The organism is Serratia sp. L9 (assembly GCF_050632285.1).
Taxonomy (GTDB): domain Bacteria; phylum Pseudomonadota; class Gammaproteobacteria; order Enterobacterales; family Enterobacteriaceae; genus Chania.
In genome coordinates this window covers 2,000,824-2,018,318 of record NZ_CP192591.1, presented here as the reverse complement: position 1 = coordinate 2,018,318, position 17,495 = coordinate 2,000,824, and the positions used below count along the sequence as shown (strand labels likewise).

The window sequence follows — 17,495 nt, the reverse complement described above, 5'->3', positions numbered from 1 at the left end:
AACATACCGTCTATCATTGAAGATATTTATTGATAAATCAGTATGAAACTCACTGCCGTGTAAAAAGGCCCGGGTTTAACCTGTTGTGATGTTTTAACCAGATGTAGAGAGTAATTTAATGTTTTATTGGCTACAGAATGCTCATTTAATTTCATGGCTGCTCTTGGGATAACGGTATTGTCCTGTTCATCGCGGATTTCGAAAGCCAACCCTTGGCTCTGGTCACCTAGCGTGAATCCTCGGTTACCAAGGGCGCTTGGCCCATCAAACATCATGCTGAACGTTTGCCATGAACCTAAACTGCTTTTCGAAGTGGCTAAAATACAATTGGTTAAACGAATAGCAAAAGGGTAAATAATCTCTGAGTTGTGTTGTTCAATGTTTTGCTGTGTGATAATTCCCAGGTCAACGGTCTGTTCAGCATTTTCAGCCAATATGGTACAGGCCGGATTAATAATGGCTCCGTTGATATTGACTCGGCCATATTGTTCCTGCATGGCTAACGTTACAGACGAAAACACCAAACTGAATAACAATAACAGAAGTCTCAGCATACCGATCTTTAACACCGTTATTTATTTGTTCAGTGATAAAGCATACGGCCGAAGCCGTATGCTTTTGCCATGCTTACTGATAAGCCAGAGTAAAGTTGGTTACGCTGGTAAAAGTACCTGGTTTCACACTACCCGCAGTAGCACTGCTACCTTTCAGGTAGGCCGAGAACAGCAGGGAGTTATTGCCAGTGCCCAAAGTCTGTGCGGAAGAGGCTTGGCCCAATTTGATTGCGGTGCCGTTACCACCGGTGATCACGATACCTGCGCCTTTTGCATCACCAACGATACCCAGCAGATCGTTATCATCATCGTCTTCCATACCGTTAAAAGTGATAGAAACGTTTTGCATCGTAGTAATGTCGCACTTCTCTAAATTGATAGTGAAGTTTTGTGGCGTAGAAGTACCCTGGTTAGCTAACAGCGCGGCTGATATTTGCCCCAATGGAACAACCTGATCGGAGCTCTGTGGGGTAATTGAACATGGCGCATCAATAATGGAACCGGTAAAGGTGACGGTACCTGAACCTTGATCTGCAGCATGTACAGCAAATGTTGATGCAGAAATCAGTGCGGCGGCCAAAACGTTCATTTTAAAGTTAAACATAAATAATCCTTTATTTTCTTGAGGTTGGTTCATTAATAATTACAGTGTTTATTTCCTGCAGTAGTACATTTACAACATAAATTACAAAAACATTAGCTCCCTATCATTAATGATATTTAATTTATAGCATTAGTTTTTATTTAATTTTTACAACCAGTTAAACTCAATGCTCAGGCAATGAAAAGAACCGCTCGTTATTATTTATTTAAATGCCACTTGGTAAGTAGGGTCATTATAGAGTCAACCCCGGTTATCGGGAAGATATCATTTTTGTTTCACGTGATACCTAAAATAATATAAAAACAAAAATAAACAATATAATTCATATGGTTATAATTAACGCAAAATACAAAAAAATATTAACATTCATAAAATTACAATTTCACAGTGAGATTAACTGGTTCTATCGCATTAGTGTAAAGAGGTTAGTAAAGGTTGCTCTGCCGTTTTTTAGGCGGCCAATAGATAAAACTGCTCCACGCTTGCCCCCTCTCCAGCGGGATGATGAAGTTGCCCTTGACGTAGCATTTGTACCAGCTTAATGCCTGGCAATAAGGTCCAGGCTAGTCGAAACGATTTGAATCCCAGCATCGGGCGTATCGGACATTTGATATTACGGTGAACTTGCTCGACAACGTTGTTCAGGAATTTACTCTGCCTGACAGTAATCGTTTCCTCATCGGGTTTGTCGGCGTTGAGTGTGGCCAACGCTGCTGTGTTAGCAGCACGTTTATCAATAGTGACCACCTCGGGTTCGCCGAACGTCGGTTACGCCTGCTGACAGTGATTGATCTTTATACTCGCGAAGGTCTGGGGATCTGCGTAAGGCACATCTGCGTTCAACAGAAGGCGCTGACTTAAACGCTAGTTGGGTACATTCAATAGGTTTCATGGTTCTGAACTTGCGGGGAAAATGCTGGACAAGTGGATGTATGAAAGAGGGATTAAGATCGACTTCTCGCGGCCCAGAACACCGACTGATAACGCCACGGTGGAGTCCTTTAATGGCAGGCTACGGCAGGAATGTCTGAATGAGAACTGGTTCATGTCTCTGGAAGATGTCCGGTGCAAAATCGAGGCCTGGCGCATACACTATAACCCGATGCGCTCCATTCTGCGCTAGGCTGGATGACCCCATCCGAATTCGCCGAGAAATCTGCCAGTTGCCAGAATGTGCAGCCAGATAAAGCCGGTTATTCCTGATTATGACTTGAACATATTCGGGGCCAGGGTCAGAGAAAGGGAGTGATTACTTAATATAGGAATCCAGCACCTTCAGCACGACCTCAAGGTCTTCTTCACGTTTCTTTTCCTCACTTTCATAAACAATATGTTCTGTCAGATGCCCCTTAATAACCTCTCGCATTAATCCATTCACTGCCCCACGTATTGCTGCGATCTGTTGTAATACGGCGGCACATTCATGGGGTTCATCCAGCATTTTTTTCAGAGCCACAACCTGCCCCTGAATCTTGTTTGTCCGGGCTATAATTTTTTGTTTATCACGGATCGTATGCGACATCCTGAAACCTCACTCACTAAAAAACTCTCTTAATGATATCACTCTCATTCTACTGGGGGGTAGCATGTGATACTGGGGGGAGTAGAATACGAACCTTCATTCCTTTCATACCAAGACTTATTATCATGACCGAATTTACAGCTCTTTTGCAGCAAGGAAATGCCTGGTTTTTTATCCCTAGTGCAATTTTACTCGGTGCTCTTCATGGGCTGGAGCCAGGGCATTCAAAAACCATGATGGCGGCTTTCATCATCGCTATCAGAGGCACCGTCCGGCAGGCTATCATGCTTGGGTTGGCGGCAACCCTTTCACACACAGCAATCGTATGGTTAATAGCCTTTGGTGGGATGTATCTCAGCAATAAGTTCACCGCTGAATCTGCCGAACCCTGGCTGCAATTAGTTTCCGCTGTCATCATCCTCGGTACTGCTCTCTGGATGTTCTGGCGAACCTGGAAGGGTGAAAAAAACTGGCTGGAAGGGATTCAGGAGGGTGAAAAACACCGTCATCATAATGAATCACGTCTGATTGATACCGGCCACGGTAAAGTTGAGTTATCCGTCTACGAAGAAGGTCAGCCACCGCACTGGCGATTACATACACTCAGTGGCAAAAAATGGAAAGCCCGCGATGTATCTCTGATCACAACCCGAGAGGTTGCTCAATTTTCACAGCCTTTTGATTTTGTTGATAATGGTGACTATTTAGAATCCAGACTACCTATTCCTGAGCCCCATAATTTTGGAGTGCGCCTTTCCTTAGGTCATCGGGGCCATATTCATGATTATGATGTTTCGTTCCAGGAACACGAGCATGATCATTCTTCACTGGAAGGTCTCGATATCAATTCTAAGGAATATCAGGATGCTCATGAGCTGGCACATGCGAATGACATCAAGCGCCGTTTTACCGGCAAAGAGGTCACAAACGGACAGATCCTGTTGTTCGGCCTGACTGGGGGACTTATCCCTTGCCCTGCTGCAATTACAGTGCTGTTAATCTGCATCCAGCTTAAAGCTTTAACATTAGGGGCAACATTGGTTGTCTGCTTCAGTATTGGCCTTGCACTGACGCTGGTAACAGTTGGTGTGGGAGCGGCCGTGAGTGTTCGCCAGGTTGCAAAGCGCTGGGGTGGCTTTAATAAAATTGCAAAAAAAGCACCTTACTTTTCAAGCGTTCTTATCGGATGCGTAGGAATTTACATGGGGATTCATGGATATCTTGGCATCATTAGCTAAGTGTTACACAGGCGGTGTATTTTAACTTTACGAATTTGCCGCTTTACTTTGAGTAATAGTACAGCAGGGGCTTCAGGCTACAGCATTTGGAGTGACAGCGTTTATTAAAAAACTTCGGTTAAGGTGGGTCCCCCACCTTGATAATTCTTTAATATGCTTTTAAGGTAGCCAGCCCTGTTCAGCGGATTACCAGACTTTACTGAAACGCCATACCCGGCGTGGCAGTATGAGCGCAAAAGGCTATTGTCACGATAATGCCTGTGCGGAAAGCTTTTTGCACAGGCTGCAGGTGGAATGTATCCACGGCGAGCACTTCACCAGCCGTGAAATAATGCAAAAATCAGTATTTGATTATTGGAATGAATACAGCCTGTTGCCAAACTGCATTCATTCGATCTGAGATAAAAAACAGAGGTTAATTAATTAAATGTTAAATTTAAAAGCTAATCCTTCATTTTTAACCAGATACTTTTTCATCAGTTAGCCAGGATTAAATACAACATATGCAGGTGGCGTAATAATGCCTGTTGTAATATTATAAAATGCGCCATTACTTTGATTAACCGGAACAGTATAGGTATCGTCGCTCCACGGATGATTGCCAGGCTCTACACTAACACGGGTTGCCCAGAACAATCCCTGATATTTGAACACTAAGTCATGGTAACCACGACCGGATGCCAAAAATCCCTCTTCTGAACTTGGCGTTGGGAAGTCAGCCATATATTGTGAAACCAATACTGTACAATCAAATAATGAGTCACCCGCTTCTAGCCGACTCAACTGTGCCAGTTCATTACGAGGCACCAATACCGCCTTGTAAATGCCACCGACATCCTGATCAATAATCTCGTACATAATTTAACTCCTTGTTAATATTCAATCGAAGCTGCGTTCATGCGCAGCAAGCAAATAGTAATGTTTGCAGGGAAACTTGCATGCTGAGGATGATGTTTTGGGTCTAGCACAACAAGGAGAGGTGAGATAAAACCACCGTCTTGATAGTAAGGCAAATGCGCAAAACGGCGTTCATCCGGCAAGTCACCGAGATTACGGTATATATGGAGCGATAATCCCGCCAAGGCCAGGCCGGAGTCAAACAGGCTCAACGTAGCAATAGCACTAAATCGTTTGTCGGTTTGCCCCGCCTTCAAGGAATAACCGCCGCCACCGCAAATACCCAGCAGAGCTAAACGCGCCGTGTCAACGCCAGGATATTGGGTGATGAAATCTGCCATGCCGTGAATGTCTTCAATTCGATAAGCGGGTTTATCGATATTGCGAGGTAAACCGCCGCTGGCCCCTTGGTACGCCGCATCCGCAGTAATGGTGATGTATCCGAGTTCTGCCAGACGCTGGGCATACAAACCGGCAACTTGCTCTTTCACGCCACCATTGGGATGTGCCACTACCACCGCTGGGTATTTTTGGGTGGAGTCATAATTTGCTGGCGTATAGACGTTGGCCGAAATATCCAGGCCATTCAGCTTGTAAGTGACTGGATGAATATTGACTTTACCCTTCACGTTTTCAGTTATCGCGCCTTCATAGGTCAACGTAAAGGGATTTAATCTATAATCTGCCGCCGTTGCCCCCCGGATGAAAGACTGATAGCCGCTGCTAACAATGTTGCTTTGAAGATGTTGTGTTTCATTTAAAGAATCCTCCAGATATCCCAATAAACGACGTAGTACCCCGTCAATCTTCCTGAACATATTTGACTTGCAGGTAGTCTAAGGGGGCTGGCTGACATCAGCATGACGGCCAGATAACATTCCTGTCAGTTCGGAAAAGATTTTTCCTGACAAAAATGTCAGGAAAATGTCAGCTTGATGTTGGTTATGAACCGCTAGAATGAATCGATGAGGAGTTATATTTCCCTGACGGATGAACGGAGGTGCGAACATGCGGCTACTCTTGGTCGAAGATGAGGAGAAAACATCTTCGTATATCAATCGCGCCCTCAGCGAACTGGGTTTTACCGTTGATGTAGCAGCCACCGGGACGGAAGGCTTATACCTGGCCCTTGAGTATGACTACGATACGATTGTGCTCGATGTCATGTTACCCGGCATGGATGGTTACAGTGTTCTGGAAGGTCTACGAGCCAGTAAGCAAACACCAGTGCTGATGTTATCCGCCCGTGGGTCTGTTGATGAACGAGTCAAGGGTCTGCGTCTTGGCGCTGATGACTACCTTCCCAAGCCTTTTTCCCTGATTGAACTGGTTGCCCGAATCCAGGCATTGCTTCGGCGCCGCCCCAGCGATGGCGTAGATATTACCCAATTGCATATTAACGATTTACATCTCGATCTGTTGGCACGGCGCGTCACGCGGGCTGGAGAACGTCTTGAACTTACCGCAAAAGAGTTCGCCCTGTTAAGCCTGTTAGCCAGGCATCAGGGTGAAATTCTGTCAAAAATGATGATTGCCGAGCAAGTCTGGGACATGAATTTCGACAGCGATGCCAATGTCGTTGAGGTCGCAATAAAGCGCTTGCGGGCCAAAATTGATACGCCCTACCCGGTCAAACTGCTACATACCGTGCGGGGCATGGGGTATGTCCTTGAATCCCGGCCCGAGCGCCAGACGACATAGAGGCGGTGCTCATGATTAAACGCTCTATCTCTGGACGACTGGCGCTGATGTTTGCCTTGGCCTCGATCCTGATAGTTTCAGTGCTGGGTATTGTGCTGAGAAGCTCCCTGCATGACTCATTACAAAAGCAGATGCATAACGAGTTGCAGTTCAGGGTGTCGTTGATGGAGCCCTGGATCCTCTCTCGTACAACACTGGATGGCTGGCATACACTGGCCACCAAGTTCACCGATTTGGCCGCTGCAGAGGGCGGGCGCGTACAGTATTGGATCCTCAGTGAGGATCCCCGCCTGCAGGTAGGTGGCCCACCGCCCAGTGGCGTAACCTGGGCTTCGCTGCGTGAAGGATTCAGCAAAGTCCCTGGGGCAACAGAAGAGTCATGTTCTCTCTTTCTGCTCATGTCTGAAGTTCCGGCCCAAGGGGAACGCCCCGCTTTGCGCTATGTGGTTGCCATCGATTCTACGCCATACATGGGAACCCTGAACGAGTTTACCCGCACGCTGATCGCCATCAGCATAATAGGTGTCTTGCTGGTCGCCTTGCTGGGATTTGTCATCGCCAGAATAGGCATGCGCCCGGTCAACAAACTCAGCAGCCAAGCTCATCACCTTGCACCAGGAAAGCATGGGCAACGCCTGGATACCTCGGTCCTGCCAGATGAACTGCAAAAGTTGGCTGTTGCTTTCAATGGTGTGCTTGAACGACAAGAAATTGCCTGGCGGCAACTGGAAAGTTTTAATGCCGATGTTGCACATGAACTAAGAACCCCGCTCACTAACCTCATGGGGCAAACGCAACTGGGTCTGTCGCGCCAGCGTGAAACACATGAACTTAAGGATTTACTGGCGTCCAATCTGGAAGAGCTCGAAAGAATGACGTCTATCGTCAACGACATGCTGTTTCTTTCTCATGCCCAAGCCGGAGAACACGCGACCCAGTTAACGCAAGTGTCTCTTCGTGAAGAGACACACAAGACGACAGAGTATGTCGAACCTTCATTTGCTGAAAAAACCTGCCAATTCATGTGGAGGGAGATATCACGGCGCTTATTGACCGGCGGCTGTTTCATCGCGCACTGGCGAACCTGCTGGAGAACAGCGCTCGCCATGCTTTTCCTGACACCACGGTGACAGTGACGATCACCAGAGAAAATAACTTGGCCTCCATTGCTGTCGCTAACAGCGGCGAGCCTATTTCTTCAGAGCATTTAAAGCGCTTATTTGAACGTTTCTATCGTGCGGACACCTCTCGTACCCGCAGCGCGACACACCACGGACTCGGGCTTTCTATCGTCAGGGCTGTCGCGATAATGCATCGCGGAGATGTGTTTGCCACTAGCCAAAATGGGATAAATACCTTTGGCTTAACCCTCGCGATAAACGGTGAATCTACCAAGAAAGAATCAGATATTTATACAAAATCGGGCATAACCACGCCGGTCAAAATTAAAAGCATATCGTCATAAGCTTTAAGGTAGGGGAAATGAGACAAGTTCCCCTCATCCTTCATGCTTTACCTCACTTATAAATAATGGCAACCCCGTTCAGATAGTTTCCCCCTGCCGACACAATACGCATGCCACTATGACCCATTTTTTTATCTTCATTTTTCCACCTCGTAATTTTGGCTGGATCAGGAGATTTTCCTGACAGGAAATATTTTACGAGGAGAGAACTGACATCAGACTGACCCTTGGGTGACAAACCTGATAGATGACAAAAAGCTACATTTCTTTAATGAAAATAAGCTCCCCCGGTCATTCTGACAGACATGTCAGGCAGCGGTCAGCCTAGTGACATGGAGCATCCGGTAAACTCTCATTATCGTCACCGACGTAACCTTCCATATTTTTTATAGTGCCGATAACAAAGGAATAGGATGATGAAAAAAAGACTCAGCTATCTCTGCTTTGCACCACCCTCATATTTGCCGGTTTGATGGCAACCTTTGCTCACGCGCAGGATGACGCAAAAAATAAAACAGAAACACCTTCACGCGCACAGCAACTGATGGGGGATATCGCCCCAAAGATGGCCCAACTCACTGACGATGTCCTGTACGCCGATATCTGGGAACGGCCACAGTTATCAAAACGAGACCGGAGCCTGATAACCGTCAGTGCACTGGTTGCCATGGATCGCCCTGACCAGTTGCGGTCTCATCTGCGTCTGGCGCGCCAGAATGGCGTTACTGAAGTCGAATTGGTCGAAACCATTACCCAACTCGCTTTCTATTCGGGCTGGCCGACAGCCGTAACCGCAATATCTATCGCCAAAGAAGTCTTTAAAGAAGGGAAATAACTTTTATCTTCAATGTATTAATTGGATTCCCCATCATTAAAGGATCGAATGGATATGAAAATTTTCCTGACCATACTGGCTGTACTGATGCTACCTGGTGCACAAGCCCTCGCAGCAACTCAGAATGAGGTGACGGTGAGCCCTGCTGGCTCACAGCCCACGACTCTGGGTGCACGAGCGTATTTTACCGGCACGGCAAAAGTTGACTCACGATTTAAAGGCAGTGATCCAGCCCGAATCTCTGGGGGGATTGTCTCATTTGACGCCGGAGCACGGACAGCATGGCATACACACCCTCTTGGGCAGACTCTTATTGTCTCCTCCGGCACTGGCTGGGTACAGCAATGGGAAGGGCCAGCACAGCAAATGAACCTCGGTGACGTTGTGTGGATCCCACCCGGCGTCAAACACTGGCATGGCGCATCCGCCAAAGAACCAATGGTACATATTGCTGTTTCAGAATCACTGGACGGTAGCACCGTGACGTGGATGGAAAAAGTCACAGACGACCAATATCCGCAATGATGAAATATATTTCATTCATTTCTGATGCAAAAAATACATCCATTAATTAGCTCAGCTTATTAGCGCATTCATTTTAGCGGCATAGTCATGCGTAAAAATCTCTCTATGATTCAGTTATTCGCTGTCACATGAGGAACAAACATTGAAAGCCTTACTGAAAACGTTCACTGCTTGTATGCTGATGGGGGGATTAGTTACTCAATTTGCTTTTGCTGAACCTACTCAGCCCTTAATGATCCAGTCTCAGGGCAGTTTTGCCGCCGGGGGGACGACAATGACAACGCCTGGCCAGTTCGACCTGAAAAAACCGCTGGACCCGACGGGGCAGACATATCATGGCGATCACGCCTCAGTTTTCTATCAAATCCCAGAAAACCCGCATAAATTTTCTATCGTGATGTTACACGGTGCCGGGCAGTCCTCCCGGACATGGGAAAGTACACCAGATGGCCGTGAGGGTTTTCAGAACATTTTCCTGCGCCACGGTTTCTCAACCTATCTGGTCGATCAGCCTCGCCGTGGTAACGCCGGCCGCAGCACAGTAGAAGGTACCGTCAAGCCGGTGGCGGATGAGCAATTATGGTTCAACCAGTTTCGTTTGGGAGTCTGGCCTGAGTACTTTGCGGGTGTACAGTTCCCCAAAGACAAAGAGGCGTTAAACCAATACTATCGCCAGATGACTCCCAACACCGGCCCCTTTGATATCAATATAATTTCGGATGCCATGTCAGTCGTAGTGGATAAATCCGGCCCGGCTATTTTATTCACGCATTCTCAGGGAGGGGGCCAGGCTGGTTCACTGCCATGAAAAACGCCAATGTGAAAGGGATAGTGGCGTTTGAACCTGGTAGCAGCTTTGTTTTTCCAGAAGGTGAGGTTCCGCCTCCCACAAAGAATGCCTTTGATACCGTAACAGGGGAATCGGTACCTCTGCCTCAATTTATGGCGCTGACTAAAATTCCGGTTCTGATTATCTATGGCGACAATATTCCGGATAAACCGACAGCCATGCCGGCGCAGGATAGTTGGCGCGCCAGACTGGCGGTTGCACGGCAATGGCAAGATGTCGTGAACAAACATGGCGGAGACGTCACGGTTATTCATCTGCCGGAAATGGGAATAAAAGGAAATACTCACTTCCCCTTCTCCGACCTGAATAACGTTGAGATTGCCGATCTGGTCTCAACCTTTTTGAAAGACAAAAATCTCCAGTGATACCGCTGAGTGGAGCCGTCAACGGCTCTACTCGGCCTTATAACGCAGTGCATTCAACAGTAACGTAAATGCAGGGGAAGTATGCCGACGATGAGGATAATAAAGATGATAACCAGAAATGAACGGGCACCAAGAGCATAAGTCAAAGACCCTTTTATAATGCAGACCAATTCAGAAAGACAGATGATCGAGAACGTTGATAGTTGGCTAAAAGCTGATGCTTAATGAAAAGCTCATTGCTGGCCATATGTACACCAAACGAACAACGTTAATGTTCCTCCATGTGCATATGAAAAACCGTGGAGACAGGCTATCACAGTGTCCTAATTTTGTGCTCCACTACCATAAGCACGACACCTCCGGCAGGAATGGATAGCCAAGCGGCGTGGGACCCAATCCTAAAAGATCACAAACTGGTGCCTTATTTTTTAAGGGAATACGCGGTGAATCTGACTGTTCCAGGCATATTGCCGGTGATGAGCAGGTAGTGAACAACAATATGCTTAATGAAGATAAATACGATGAAAGGGAATCCCCTTAATTTACAGAAAGCTGTAGAAAAGCCCTCGATGAGAACATGGTTGAGATGCAATCATCTGAAGATGAACCCCGCGACTATGATTATGTGCATTAACTCAGGCCCCATCGGTCACTTTGCCTGGTTTACCTGCTGCCGTTTCCGGTAAACACGCAATGCATCGACCACCAGTGAAAACGCAGGAGAGACTTGCTTACGGCTGGGGTAATACAAGTAGTACCCAGGAAAAGGCTTGCACCACGTTTCAAGTACCCGGATCAGGCGGCCTTCCTCAATATGCGCGCCAAATTCTTCCTCAGGTAAAAAAGCGATACCTAATCCGGCAAGCGCCGCGGTGACAATATGCTCCGAAGTATTGAACGTTACTTGTCCGCTGACACGCACGTTTAAATCACCTCCGTCCTGATCAAAATCCCAGACGTACAGCCCACCGGATCTGACCATTCGCTGGTTAATACAGCAGTGTTGCGTCAGTTCATGCGGTGTTTGCGGAATGGGGTAACGCGAAAAATAATCCGGCGAAGCCACGGCCGCCATGCGTAATTCCGGGCCAATCGGTAAGGCTATCATGTCTTTATCAATGGTGTCGCCCAGGCGTACTCCCGCGTCGAAACGGTCGGCAACGATATCGCGAAAACCGTGGTTGGCATCAAACTCAATATGGATATCCGGGTATTCACGCAGAAGTGGCGTCAGCTTGGGTAACAGCGTGGTGCTCAAAACGTTCGGTCCGCAGGTAATTCGGACTGTACCGGCGGGTTTGTCACGTAACTCCGTGAGCATATCCAGCTCGGCATCAATCTCATCAATACGGTTACCGATGGCCTGCAATAACCGTTCTCCGGCAGCGGTTGGCGATACGCTGCGGGTGGTTCGGGTGAGAAGACGAATTTGCATGCGATCTTCCAGTGCGGAAATCGCCTGGCTGAGCGCGGGTTGCGTCACGCCAAGATGTGCCGCCGCACGGGTAAAACTCCTTTCGCGAGCGACGGTAATAAAATAGAGAAGGTCATTCAGGTTGCGTTTCATCTGGCAGGCGTCCCGGATTAATAACTCAAGCTTATAAGCCCATTAAGTATTCATTAGCTAGTCAGGCTACACCTGTCGTGTAAAACTTTCAGCAAGAGATGATCGTGAACTGCATGTTTTATTCATGCGCTTTTTTGTCGTTATTTTCATGAATAGCGTCCGGCCACGGCTTGCCTGAATTTAGCCGGGTTGATATTCAGAGGTAGCCGCTCATGCCCACACTGACCCATGAAACAACACATCTCAAAGAGCACGCCTACTGGGGTGGCGTATTGGCGATGACGCTCTGCGTCTTTGTGCTTATTGCATCAGAATTTATGCCCGTTAGCCTGCTGACGCCCATCGCCGCCGATCTGGGGGGAGTGAAGGGTTGGCCGGACAGGGGATCGCCATTTCCGGGGCGCTGGCGGTGTTGACCAGCCTGTCTCTTTCCACTCTGGCTGGAAATCTGAACCGTAAATATCTGCTGCTGGGTATGACGGCGTTAATGGCAATGTCGGGAATGATCGTTGCCATGTCTTCCAGTTATCTGATCTATATGGTGGGTCGTGCGCTGATTGGCATCGCAATTGGTGGGTTCTGGTCGATGTCGGCTGCCACAGCGTCTGGTGCCTCGCGCATTAGCGATTTTCAATGGCGGAAATGCCCTGGCGACCGTCGTGGCGGCACCGCTAGGCAGTTATCTCGGTGCGGTGATTGGCTGGCGTGGGGCTTTTTCTGCCTCGCTCCGGTGGCGGTTGTGGCTTTCATCTGGCAGTGCTTCAGCCTCCCCGCGATGACGGCCGACAAAAGTACGCGGTCAGGCGGTTCGGTTTTTCGTCTGCTCTCTCGCCCCGTCATGGTGGTTGGGCTGCTGGCCTGCGGGTTGTTCTTTATGGGGCAGTTCTCGTTATTCACCTACATACGCCCGTTTCTTGAAACCGTCACCGTGGTGGATATCAGCACGTTATCCCTCATTTTGCTGACCATCGGGGTCGCGGGGTTTATTGGAACGCTGGTGATCAGCACCTTTTTGAAGATCGGCCTTTATTCGACACTTGCCGCTATCCCGTTACTGATGGCCGCCATTACCGTGACGCTGATGCTGACAGGCCAGAACGTCTGGGCTGTCGCGCCGCTGCTGGGGTTATGGGGGCTGGTGGCGACGGCGGCACCAACCGGATGGTGGAGCTGGGTGGCTCGCACCCTGCCGGACGATGCCGAGGCAGGCGGCGGACTGATGGTCGCGGTGATCCAGCTCTCCATTGCGCTGGGTTCCACTCTCGGCGGCCTGGCATTTGACCACAGCGGCTGGCAGAGCACTTTTGCCCTGAGCTGCGGGCTGCTGATGGCCTCTGCCGGACTGATATTTCTGACATCACGTAAAACACACTACGCACCATAGAGGATAAACCCGATGAAAAAAATGACCCTGGCGCTGGGGCTGTTAATCAGCTCATTCGCCGCCACCGCAGCGGATATGTCAAAAGGCGCGGACAACTTTTATACCAGCGATAAGGTCACCCAGCAAAAAGTGACGTTTAAAAATCAGTACCAGATGAACGTCGTGGGCAATTTATTTATCCCGAAGGCGCTGAATCAGAATACGAAAAATCCGGCGATTGTCGTCGGACACCCGATGGGAGCAGTAAAAGAGCAAAGCTCGAATCTGTATGCGCAAAAACTGGCGGATCAGGGCTTTGTGACGCTGGCGATTGATCTCTCTTTCTGGGGAGAAAGTGAAGGCAAGCCGGGTCATCTGGTTTCGCCGGAAATTTATTCTGATGACTTCAGCGCGGCGGTTGATTACCTCAGTACGCAGCCGTATGTTGATCCTGAGAACATCGGCGTGCTGGGGATCTGTGGCAGCGGCAGCTTTGTGATAAGCGCGGCCAAAATTGATCCACGTATGAAGGCGATAGCCACCGTCAGCATGTACGACATGGGCTCAGCTTTCCGTAATGGCCTGAATCATTCCCAGACGCCAGAGCAGCGTAAGGCCTTTATTCAATCGGCCATCAAACAACGATTCGCAGAATTTAAAGGTGCAGAGCAGGCGTATATCCCGGGGACGGTGAACACACTGGATGACTCTACACCGGCCATTCAGCGTGAGTTCTTTGATTTCTACCGTACAGCGCGCGGCGGCTATACCCCGCAGGGCGAAAAAGAGGAACTGACCACCAAGCCTCTGTTAAGCAGCATTGGCAAATTTATGAATTTCTATCCGTTCAACGATATCGCAACGATTTCACCGCGCCCAATGCTGTTTATTACCGGCGACCAGGCGCATTCGAAAGAATTCAGCGAAGATGCCTACAAACGCGCGGGTCAACCGAAGGAGTTATATATCGTTCCGGGTGCAGGCCATGTCGATCTGTATGATCGCACTGACCTGATCCCTTTTGAGAAACTGGCATCATTCTTTAAAACGAATCTGAAATAATAATAAAAGCCGCATCCCCCCAGGGTGCGGTAAATTTGCGGGAGAGTCAGGTTGAAAAAACCGTTATCTCTATTATTTTTGCTGGTCACTTATGCTGTGTTTCCAGTTCATGCTAATGACGTTGCCCTGTCAGGCCAGGAGAGCCCGATGATAATCAAGATGACCCTCCATCAACAGAATTACGCAGTTGAGCTTGCGGATAACCCGACAGCAAAGGAGTTTATGAAACAACTCCCGCTGGCTCTGACTATGCAGGAGCTTAACGGCAATGAGAAATTCGCTGAGTTATCCCATGCTTTACCCATCCATCCGATCGGCCCTGAAACCATCCATAAGGGGGACCTTATGTTATATGGCCGCCAAACCCTTGTGCTTTTTTACGAGACATTTCGGACTTCCTACCGCTATACACCAATAGGCAAAGTAGTTGCGCCTGATACACTGCAAGATGCCGTTGGGCGCAGTAGCATTCAGGTAAACCTCTCGATGATGAAATAGTTTAAACAGGCAGAATATTTCACCATCCGCGAAAAATCATTCTGTCAGCCTCCAATGCGCTGTAGCCTGATGACTTATTCTCGCCGTTGATCGGGCATATCAAACCTTACGCTGTAGAGATGACCACGCCCGATCCTCGTTCATCGCTGACTAACAGTTTTAATCGTGTTCAAACACAGAACAGGGTCTGAGCCAATGCAGATTATGATGCGCCTTACGCCCGTTATTGATGGCTTGCCAGGGTAGAGATAAGCCGGTCAGTTGGCCGACTTATTGGAGATACAACTGTTTTTGAATTGCTCATGGGGCGTCAGAACTGCGGTATGATAGACGGCACAGGAGAATGGCAATGGCACTTACACGTGAAATAAATCAGTCTTTCTGGCGATGTGCAGAACTGCCGTGGGGGAGCTGCGTTCAACATGGCAAAGCCGTCACGCCTATAAACTCCACCAGCATGCACAACTCTCGATCGGCGCTATCGTTGAAGGTGAAACACATTGCGTGATCCGAGGAAAGGCCTATCGGCTGCAGGCAGGGGATATGGTTTTAATTGATGCCCAGGCGCCACACAGTTGCAACCCGATTGGCTCAACGGGTCGCAGCTACCATATGCTATACCTTGATGTTGGTTGGTGTTTGGCGAAACTTACTGGAAACCCCAGTGCTCACCAGCTCACCAGTACCCACCCCGTCATTCGTGCCCCCCGTATTTTCCAGCATTACCTGGGTATTGTGGAACGGATGCAGGAGCATAAAATCAGCGAAATTACGGCGGCGGTTGAAACACTCCTGCATGATATTCCTGGTCTGAGCGTGGTGGAAACCGGCCAAATGCGCCTCTCCAGCCAGGTTTTACAAGATCGTTTGCTTTCAAATCTGGAATGTCCTCCAACGTTGGATACCCTGGCCCAGGAAACTTCACTGTGCAAAGAAACGCTTATCAGAACCTTTAAGCAGGATACCGGCCTGACGCCTGGCTGCTTCCTCCATATCGCCAGAATTGAATATGCCAAGTCTCTGCTAAGAGAAGGCAAAAACATTATTGATGCAGGGAATCACAGCGGATTTGCCGATCAAAGCCATTTCCACAAAACCTTTGTCCGATACACTGCGGCCACGCCAGGGCAATACGCCTTGAGTAAATCAATATCAGACAATAATTAACCCTGCCGTTATCTTACTGTTGCCTCAGAGACTGTTTTTTACTGAGGCTTTATCATGACGTTTTGGCATACCCTGTTTCCGGCCGCATTTCCGCTACTGGCTATCTCTCATTTTGTTGCACTCCTCAGCCCCGGACCGGACTTTTTCCTGTTAACCGGCTATGCCATTCGTTTCCGGATTTCCGGCAGTATCGGGATTTGCGCCGGTATCGCAACCGGTAATGCGCTCTATATTCTGCTCGCGATCTTTGGCTGGAGCGAACTGCGCCAGGCCCCCCATTTGTTTGCCATCGTTGAACTCTTGGGGGCAGCTTATCTGTTGTGGATCGGGTTCAGGCTGTGTCGCAGCCAACCGGATGGGGTGATGCTCAATGGCGTTACGGTCAAGCATCCTTCATTTCCTAAACAATATATGCTCGGCCTGGCATCTTCCTTTCTCAATCCTAAAAATGCCCTGTTTTATCTGACATTGATGACGGCACTTCTGGGTGCTGATGTCACATTGTTACAGCAAGCGATGTGCGGCATCTGGATGGTCAGCGTGGTGTTTTGGTGGGATCTGCTCGTCGTATCAGTCATTGGGCTTTCGCAGATCCAATATCAGCTTAAAAAGAGCATTTATATTGTCGAACGGGTAGCCGGCAGCTTTTTGATGGGCTTTGCTGGCGTCATAGTGTGGCAGTTTTTTAACATTACCCCTTAATCATCACGGCCATGCCGGGCGGGCTTAACAGGCATTCGAGGTTTGCGATCGGCACATTCCCGCAAATACCGGCCCTATTTACCCCTCTCAGATCACATTTTATCTGAGTGTTTTATTCCCATACAGATATCATGTGTTACTATCCTCTCTGAATTTACCTTTCAACTCTACCCGAGGCTTTGATGCTGGAGAATGTAATCATCTGATAATCAGCTTGCCGACCTTTTCAGGCCGGACTGGTTATCAATGCGCCGAAATCGAATGCGGACACCGCTGTGTGTTTGCACGTTTTGCACATGATGATTAACAGGTTTTTCCAGTATGAATTTATCCCGTCAGGAACAACGTACCTTACACGTTCTCGCTAAAGGTGGGCGTATTTCGCACGTCCGTGATCCTTCAGGCCGCATCAACTGTTACAGCCGTGAAGGGCTATTGCTCAGCGACTGCACACTCGCCATCTTAAAAAAACTCAAAACTAAAAAGCTGATTAAGTCCGTTAACGGCCAGCCATACCGCATCAACACCACTGGGCTGAACCATGTTCGCGCCCAGGTGGATAATCGCTAAGGAAAATCAC

Annotated in this window: 13 protein-coding genes and 8 pseudogenes; 14 read left to right on the top strand and 7 right to left on the bottom strand. The window is 48.5% G+C overall.

Annotated elements, in window-relative coordinates:
* Positions 1 to 26 precede the first annotated feature (26 nt).
* The 3 genes and pseudogenes from ACQ86O_RS09645 to ACQ86O_RS09635 all read right to left on the bottom strand — a co-directional run.
* Positions 27 to 554 (bottom strand): fimbrial protein, encoded by a 528-nt coding sequence (locus tag ACQ86O_RS09645; RefSeq protein ID WP_431225040.1) that lies wholly within the window; start codon positions 552 to 554, stop codon positions 27 to 29.
* Positions 555 to 627: 73 nt separating this feature from the next.
* A complete protein-coding gene (locus ACQ86O_RS09640) occupies positions 628 to 1,158 on the bottom strand; it encodes a fimbrial protein (protein WP_431225039.1) in 531 nt (176 codons plus the stop codon).
* Positions 1,159 to 1,608: 450 nt separating this feature from the next.
* Positions 1,609 to 1,917 (bottom strand): annotated as a pseudogene (locus ACQ86O_RS09635) (DDE-type integrase/transposase/recombinase); the annotation flags it as partial.
* 148 nt (positions 1,918 to 2,065) lie between these two features.
* Between ACQ86O_RS09635 and ACQ86O_RS09630 the strand changes: the two are divergent.
* Positions 2,066 to 2,361, top strand: a pseudogene (locus tag ACQ86O_RS09630) (integrase core domain-containing protein); the annotation flags it as partial.
* 46 nt (positions 2,362 to 2,407) lie between these two features.
* On the opposite strand, the gene rcnR reads toward ACQ86O_RS09630, so the two are convergent.
* Positions 2,408 to 2,680, bottom strand: a complete 273-nt coding sequence (gene rcnR / locus ACQ86O_RS09625; RefSeq protein WP_431225038.1) for a Ni(II)/Co(II)-binding transcriptional repressor RcnR — start codon at positions 2,678 to 2,680, stop codon at positions 2,408 to 2,410.
* A gap of 125 nt (positions 2,681 to 2,805) precedes the next feature.
* Here rcnR and ACQ86O_RS09620 point away from each other — a divergent pair, with 125 nt between their 5' ends.
* Complete coding sequence (locus ACQ86O_RS09620; RefSeq protein WP_431225037.1) at positions 2,806 to 3,918, top strand: nickel/cobalt efflux protein RcnA; 1,113 nt, start codon at positions 2,806 to 2,808, stop codon at positions 3,916 to 3,918.
* Between the two features lie 163 nt (positions 3,919 to 4,081).
* Positions 4,082 to 4,273: pseudogene (locus tag ACQ86O_RS09615) on the top strand (IS3 family transposase); the annotation flags it as partial.
* A 125-nt stretch (positions 4,274 to 4,398) separates the two neighbouring features.
* Here ACQ86O_RS09615 and ACQ86O_RS09610 read toward each other — a convergent pair.
* Entirely contained in the window at positions 4,399 to 4,776 is a 378-nt protein-coding gene (locus ACQ86O_RS09610; RefSeq protein WP_431225036.1) for a hypothetical protein, read from the bottom strand.
* Between the two features lie 227 nt (positions 4,777 to 5,003).
* A pseudogene (locus ACQ86O_RS09605) lies at positions 5,004 to 5,572 on the bottom strand (alpha/beta hydrolase); the annotation flags it as partial.
* A gap of 251 nt (positions 5,573 to 5,823) precedes the next feature.
* Between ACQ86O_RS09605 and ACQ86O_RS09600 the strand changes: the two are divergent.
* The 5 genes and pseudogenes from ACQ86O_RS09600 (at position 5,824) to ACQ86O_RS09580 (ending at position 10,556) form a co-directional block, all read left to right on the top strand.
* Positions 5,824 to 6,516 (top strand): heavy metal response regulator transcription factor, encoded by a 693-nt coding sequence (locus tag ACQ86O_RS09600; protein WP_431225035.1) that lies wholly within the window; start codon positions 5,824 to 5,826, stop codon positions 6,514 to 6,516.
* Between the two features lie 11 nt (positions 6,517 to 6,527).
* A pseudogene (locus ACQ86O_RS09595) lies at positions 6,528 to 7,981 on the top strand (heavy metal sensor histidine kinase).
* A gap of 472 nt (positions 7,982 to 8,453) precedes the next feature.
* The gene (locus tag ACQ86O_RS09590) at positions 8,454 to 8,816 is read left to right on the top strand and encodes a carboxymuconolactone decarboxylase family protein (protein WP_431225034.1); all 363 of its coding nucleotides are present in this window, start codon (positions 8,454 to 8,456) and stop codon (positions 8,814 to 8,816) included.
* Between the two features lie 54 nt (positions 8,817 to 8,870).
* Positions 8,871 to 9,341 carry a (R)-mandelonitrile lyase gene (locus ACQ86O_RS09585; protein ID WP_431225690.1) on the top strand — a complete coding sequence of 157 codons (471 nt, stop codon included), beginning with the start codon at positions 8,871 to 8,873 and terminating at the stop codon, positions 9,339 to 9,341.
* A gap of 142 nt (positions 9,342 to 9,483) precedes the next feature.
* Positions 9,484 to 10,556 (top strand): annotated as a pseudogene (locus ACQ86O_RS09580) (alpha/beta hydrolase).
* Positions 10,557 to 11,205: 649 nt separating this feature from the next.
* Here ACQ86O_RS09580 and ACQ86O_RS09575 read toward each other — a convergent pair.
* Positions 11,206 to 12,123, bottom strand: a complete 918-nt coding sequence (locus ACQ86O_RS09575; RefSeq protein WP_431225033.1) for a LysR family transcriptional regulator — start codon at positions 12,121 to 12,123, stop codon at positions 11,206 to 11,208.
* 278 nt (positions 12,124 to 12,401) lie between these two features.
* Here ACQ86O_RS09575 and ACQ86O_RS09570 point away from each other — a divergent pair.
* The 6 genes and pseudogenes from ACQ86O_RS09570 to ACQ86O_RS09545 all read left to right on the top strand — a co-directional run bounded on the left by ACQ86O_RS09570 (position 12,402) and on the right by ACQ86O_RS09545 (position 17,485).
* Positions 12,402 to 13,507: pseudogene (locus tag ACQ86O_RS09570) on the top strand (MFS transporter).
* Between the two features lie 12 nt (positions 13,508 to 13,519).
* The gene (locus tag ACQ86O_RS09565; RefSeq protein WP_431225032.1) at positions 13,520 to 14,548 is read left to right on the top strand and encodes an alpha/beta hydrolase; all 1,029 of its coding nucleotides are present in this window, start codon (positions 13,520 to 13,522) and stop codon (positions 14,546 to 14,548) included.
* Positions 14,549 to 14,599: 51 nt separating this feature from the next.
* On the top strand, positions 14,600 to 15,046 hold the full coding sequence (locus tag ACQ86O_RS09560) for a cyclophilin-like fold protein (protein WP_431225031.1): 447 nt from the start codon (positions 14,600 to 14,602) through the stop codon (positions 15,044 to 15,046).
* Positions 15,047 to 15,395: 349 nt separating this feature from the next.
* Positions 15,396 to 16,213, top strand: a pseudogene (locus tag ACQ86O_RS09555) (AraC family transcriptional regulator).
* A gap of 54 nt (positions 16,214 to 16,267) precedes the next feature.
* Positions 16,268 to 16,915, top strand: coding sequence for a LysE family translocator (locus ACQ86O_RS09550; RefSeq protein WP_431225030.1), 648 nt, complete (start codon positions 16,268 to 16,270; stop codon positions 16,913 to 16,915).
* 321 nt (positions 16,916 to 17,236) lie between these two features.
* Positions 17,237 to 17,485: a YjhX family toxin gene (locus tag ACQ86O_RS09545; RefSeq protein WP_431225029.1), complete on the top strand. Its 249-nt coding sequence runs from the start codon at positions 17,237 to 17,239 to the stop codon at positions 17,483 to 17,485.
* Positions 17,486 to 17,495: the final 10 nt, after the last annotated feature.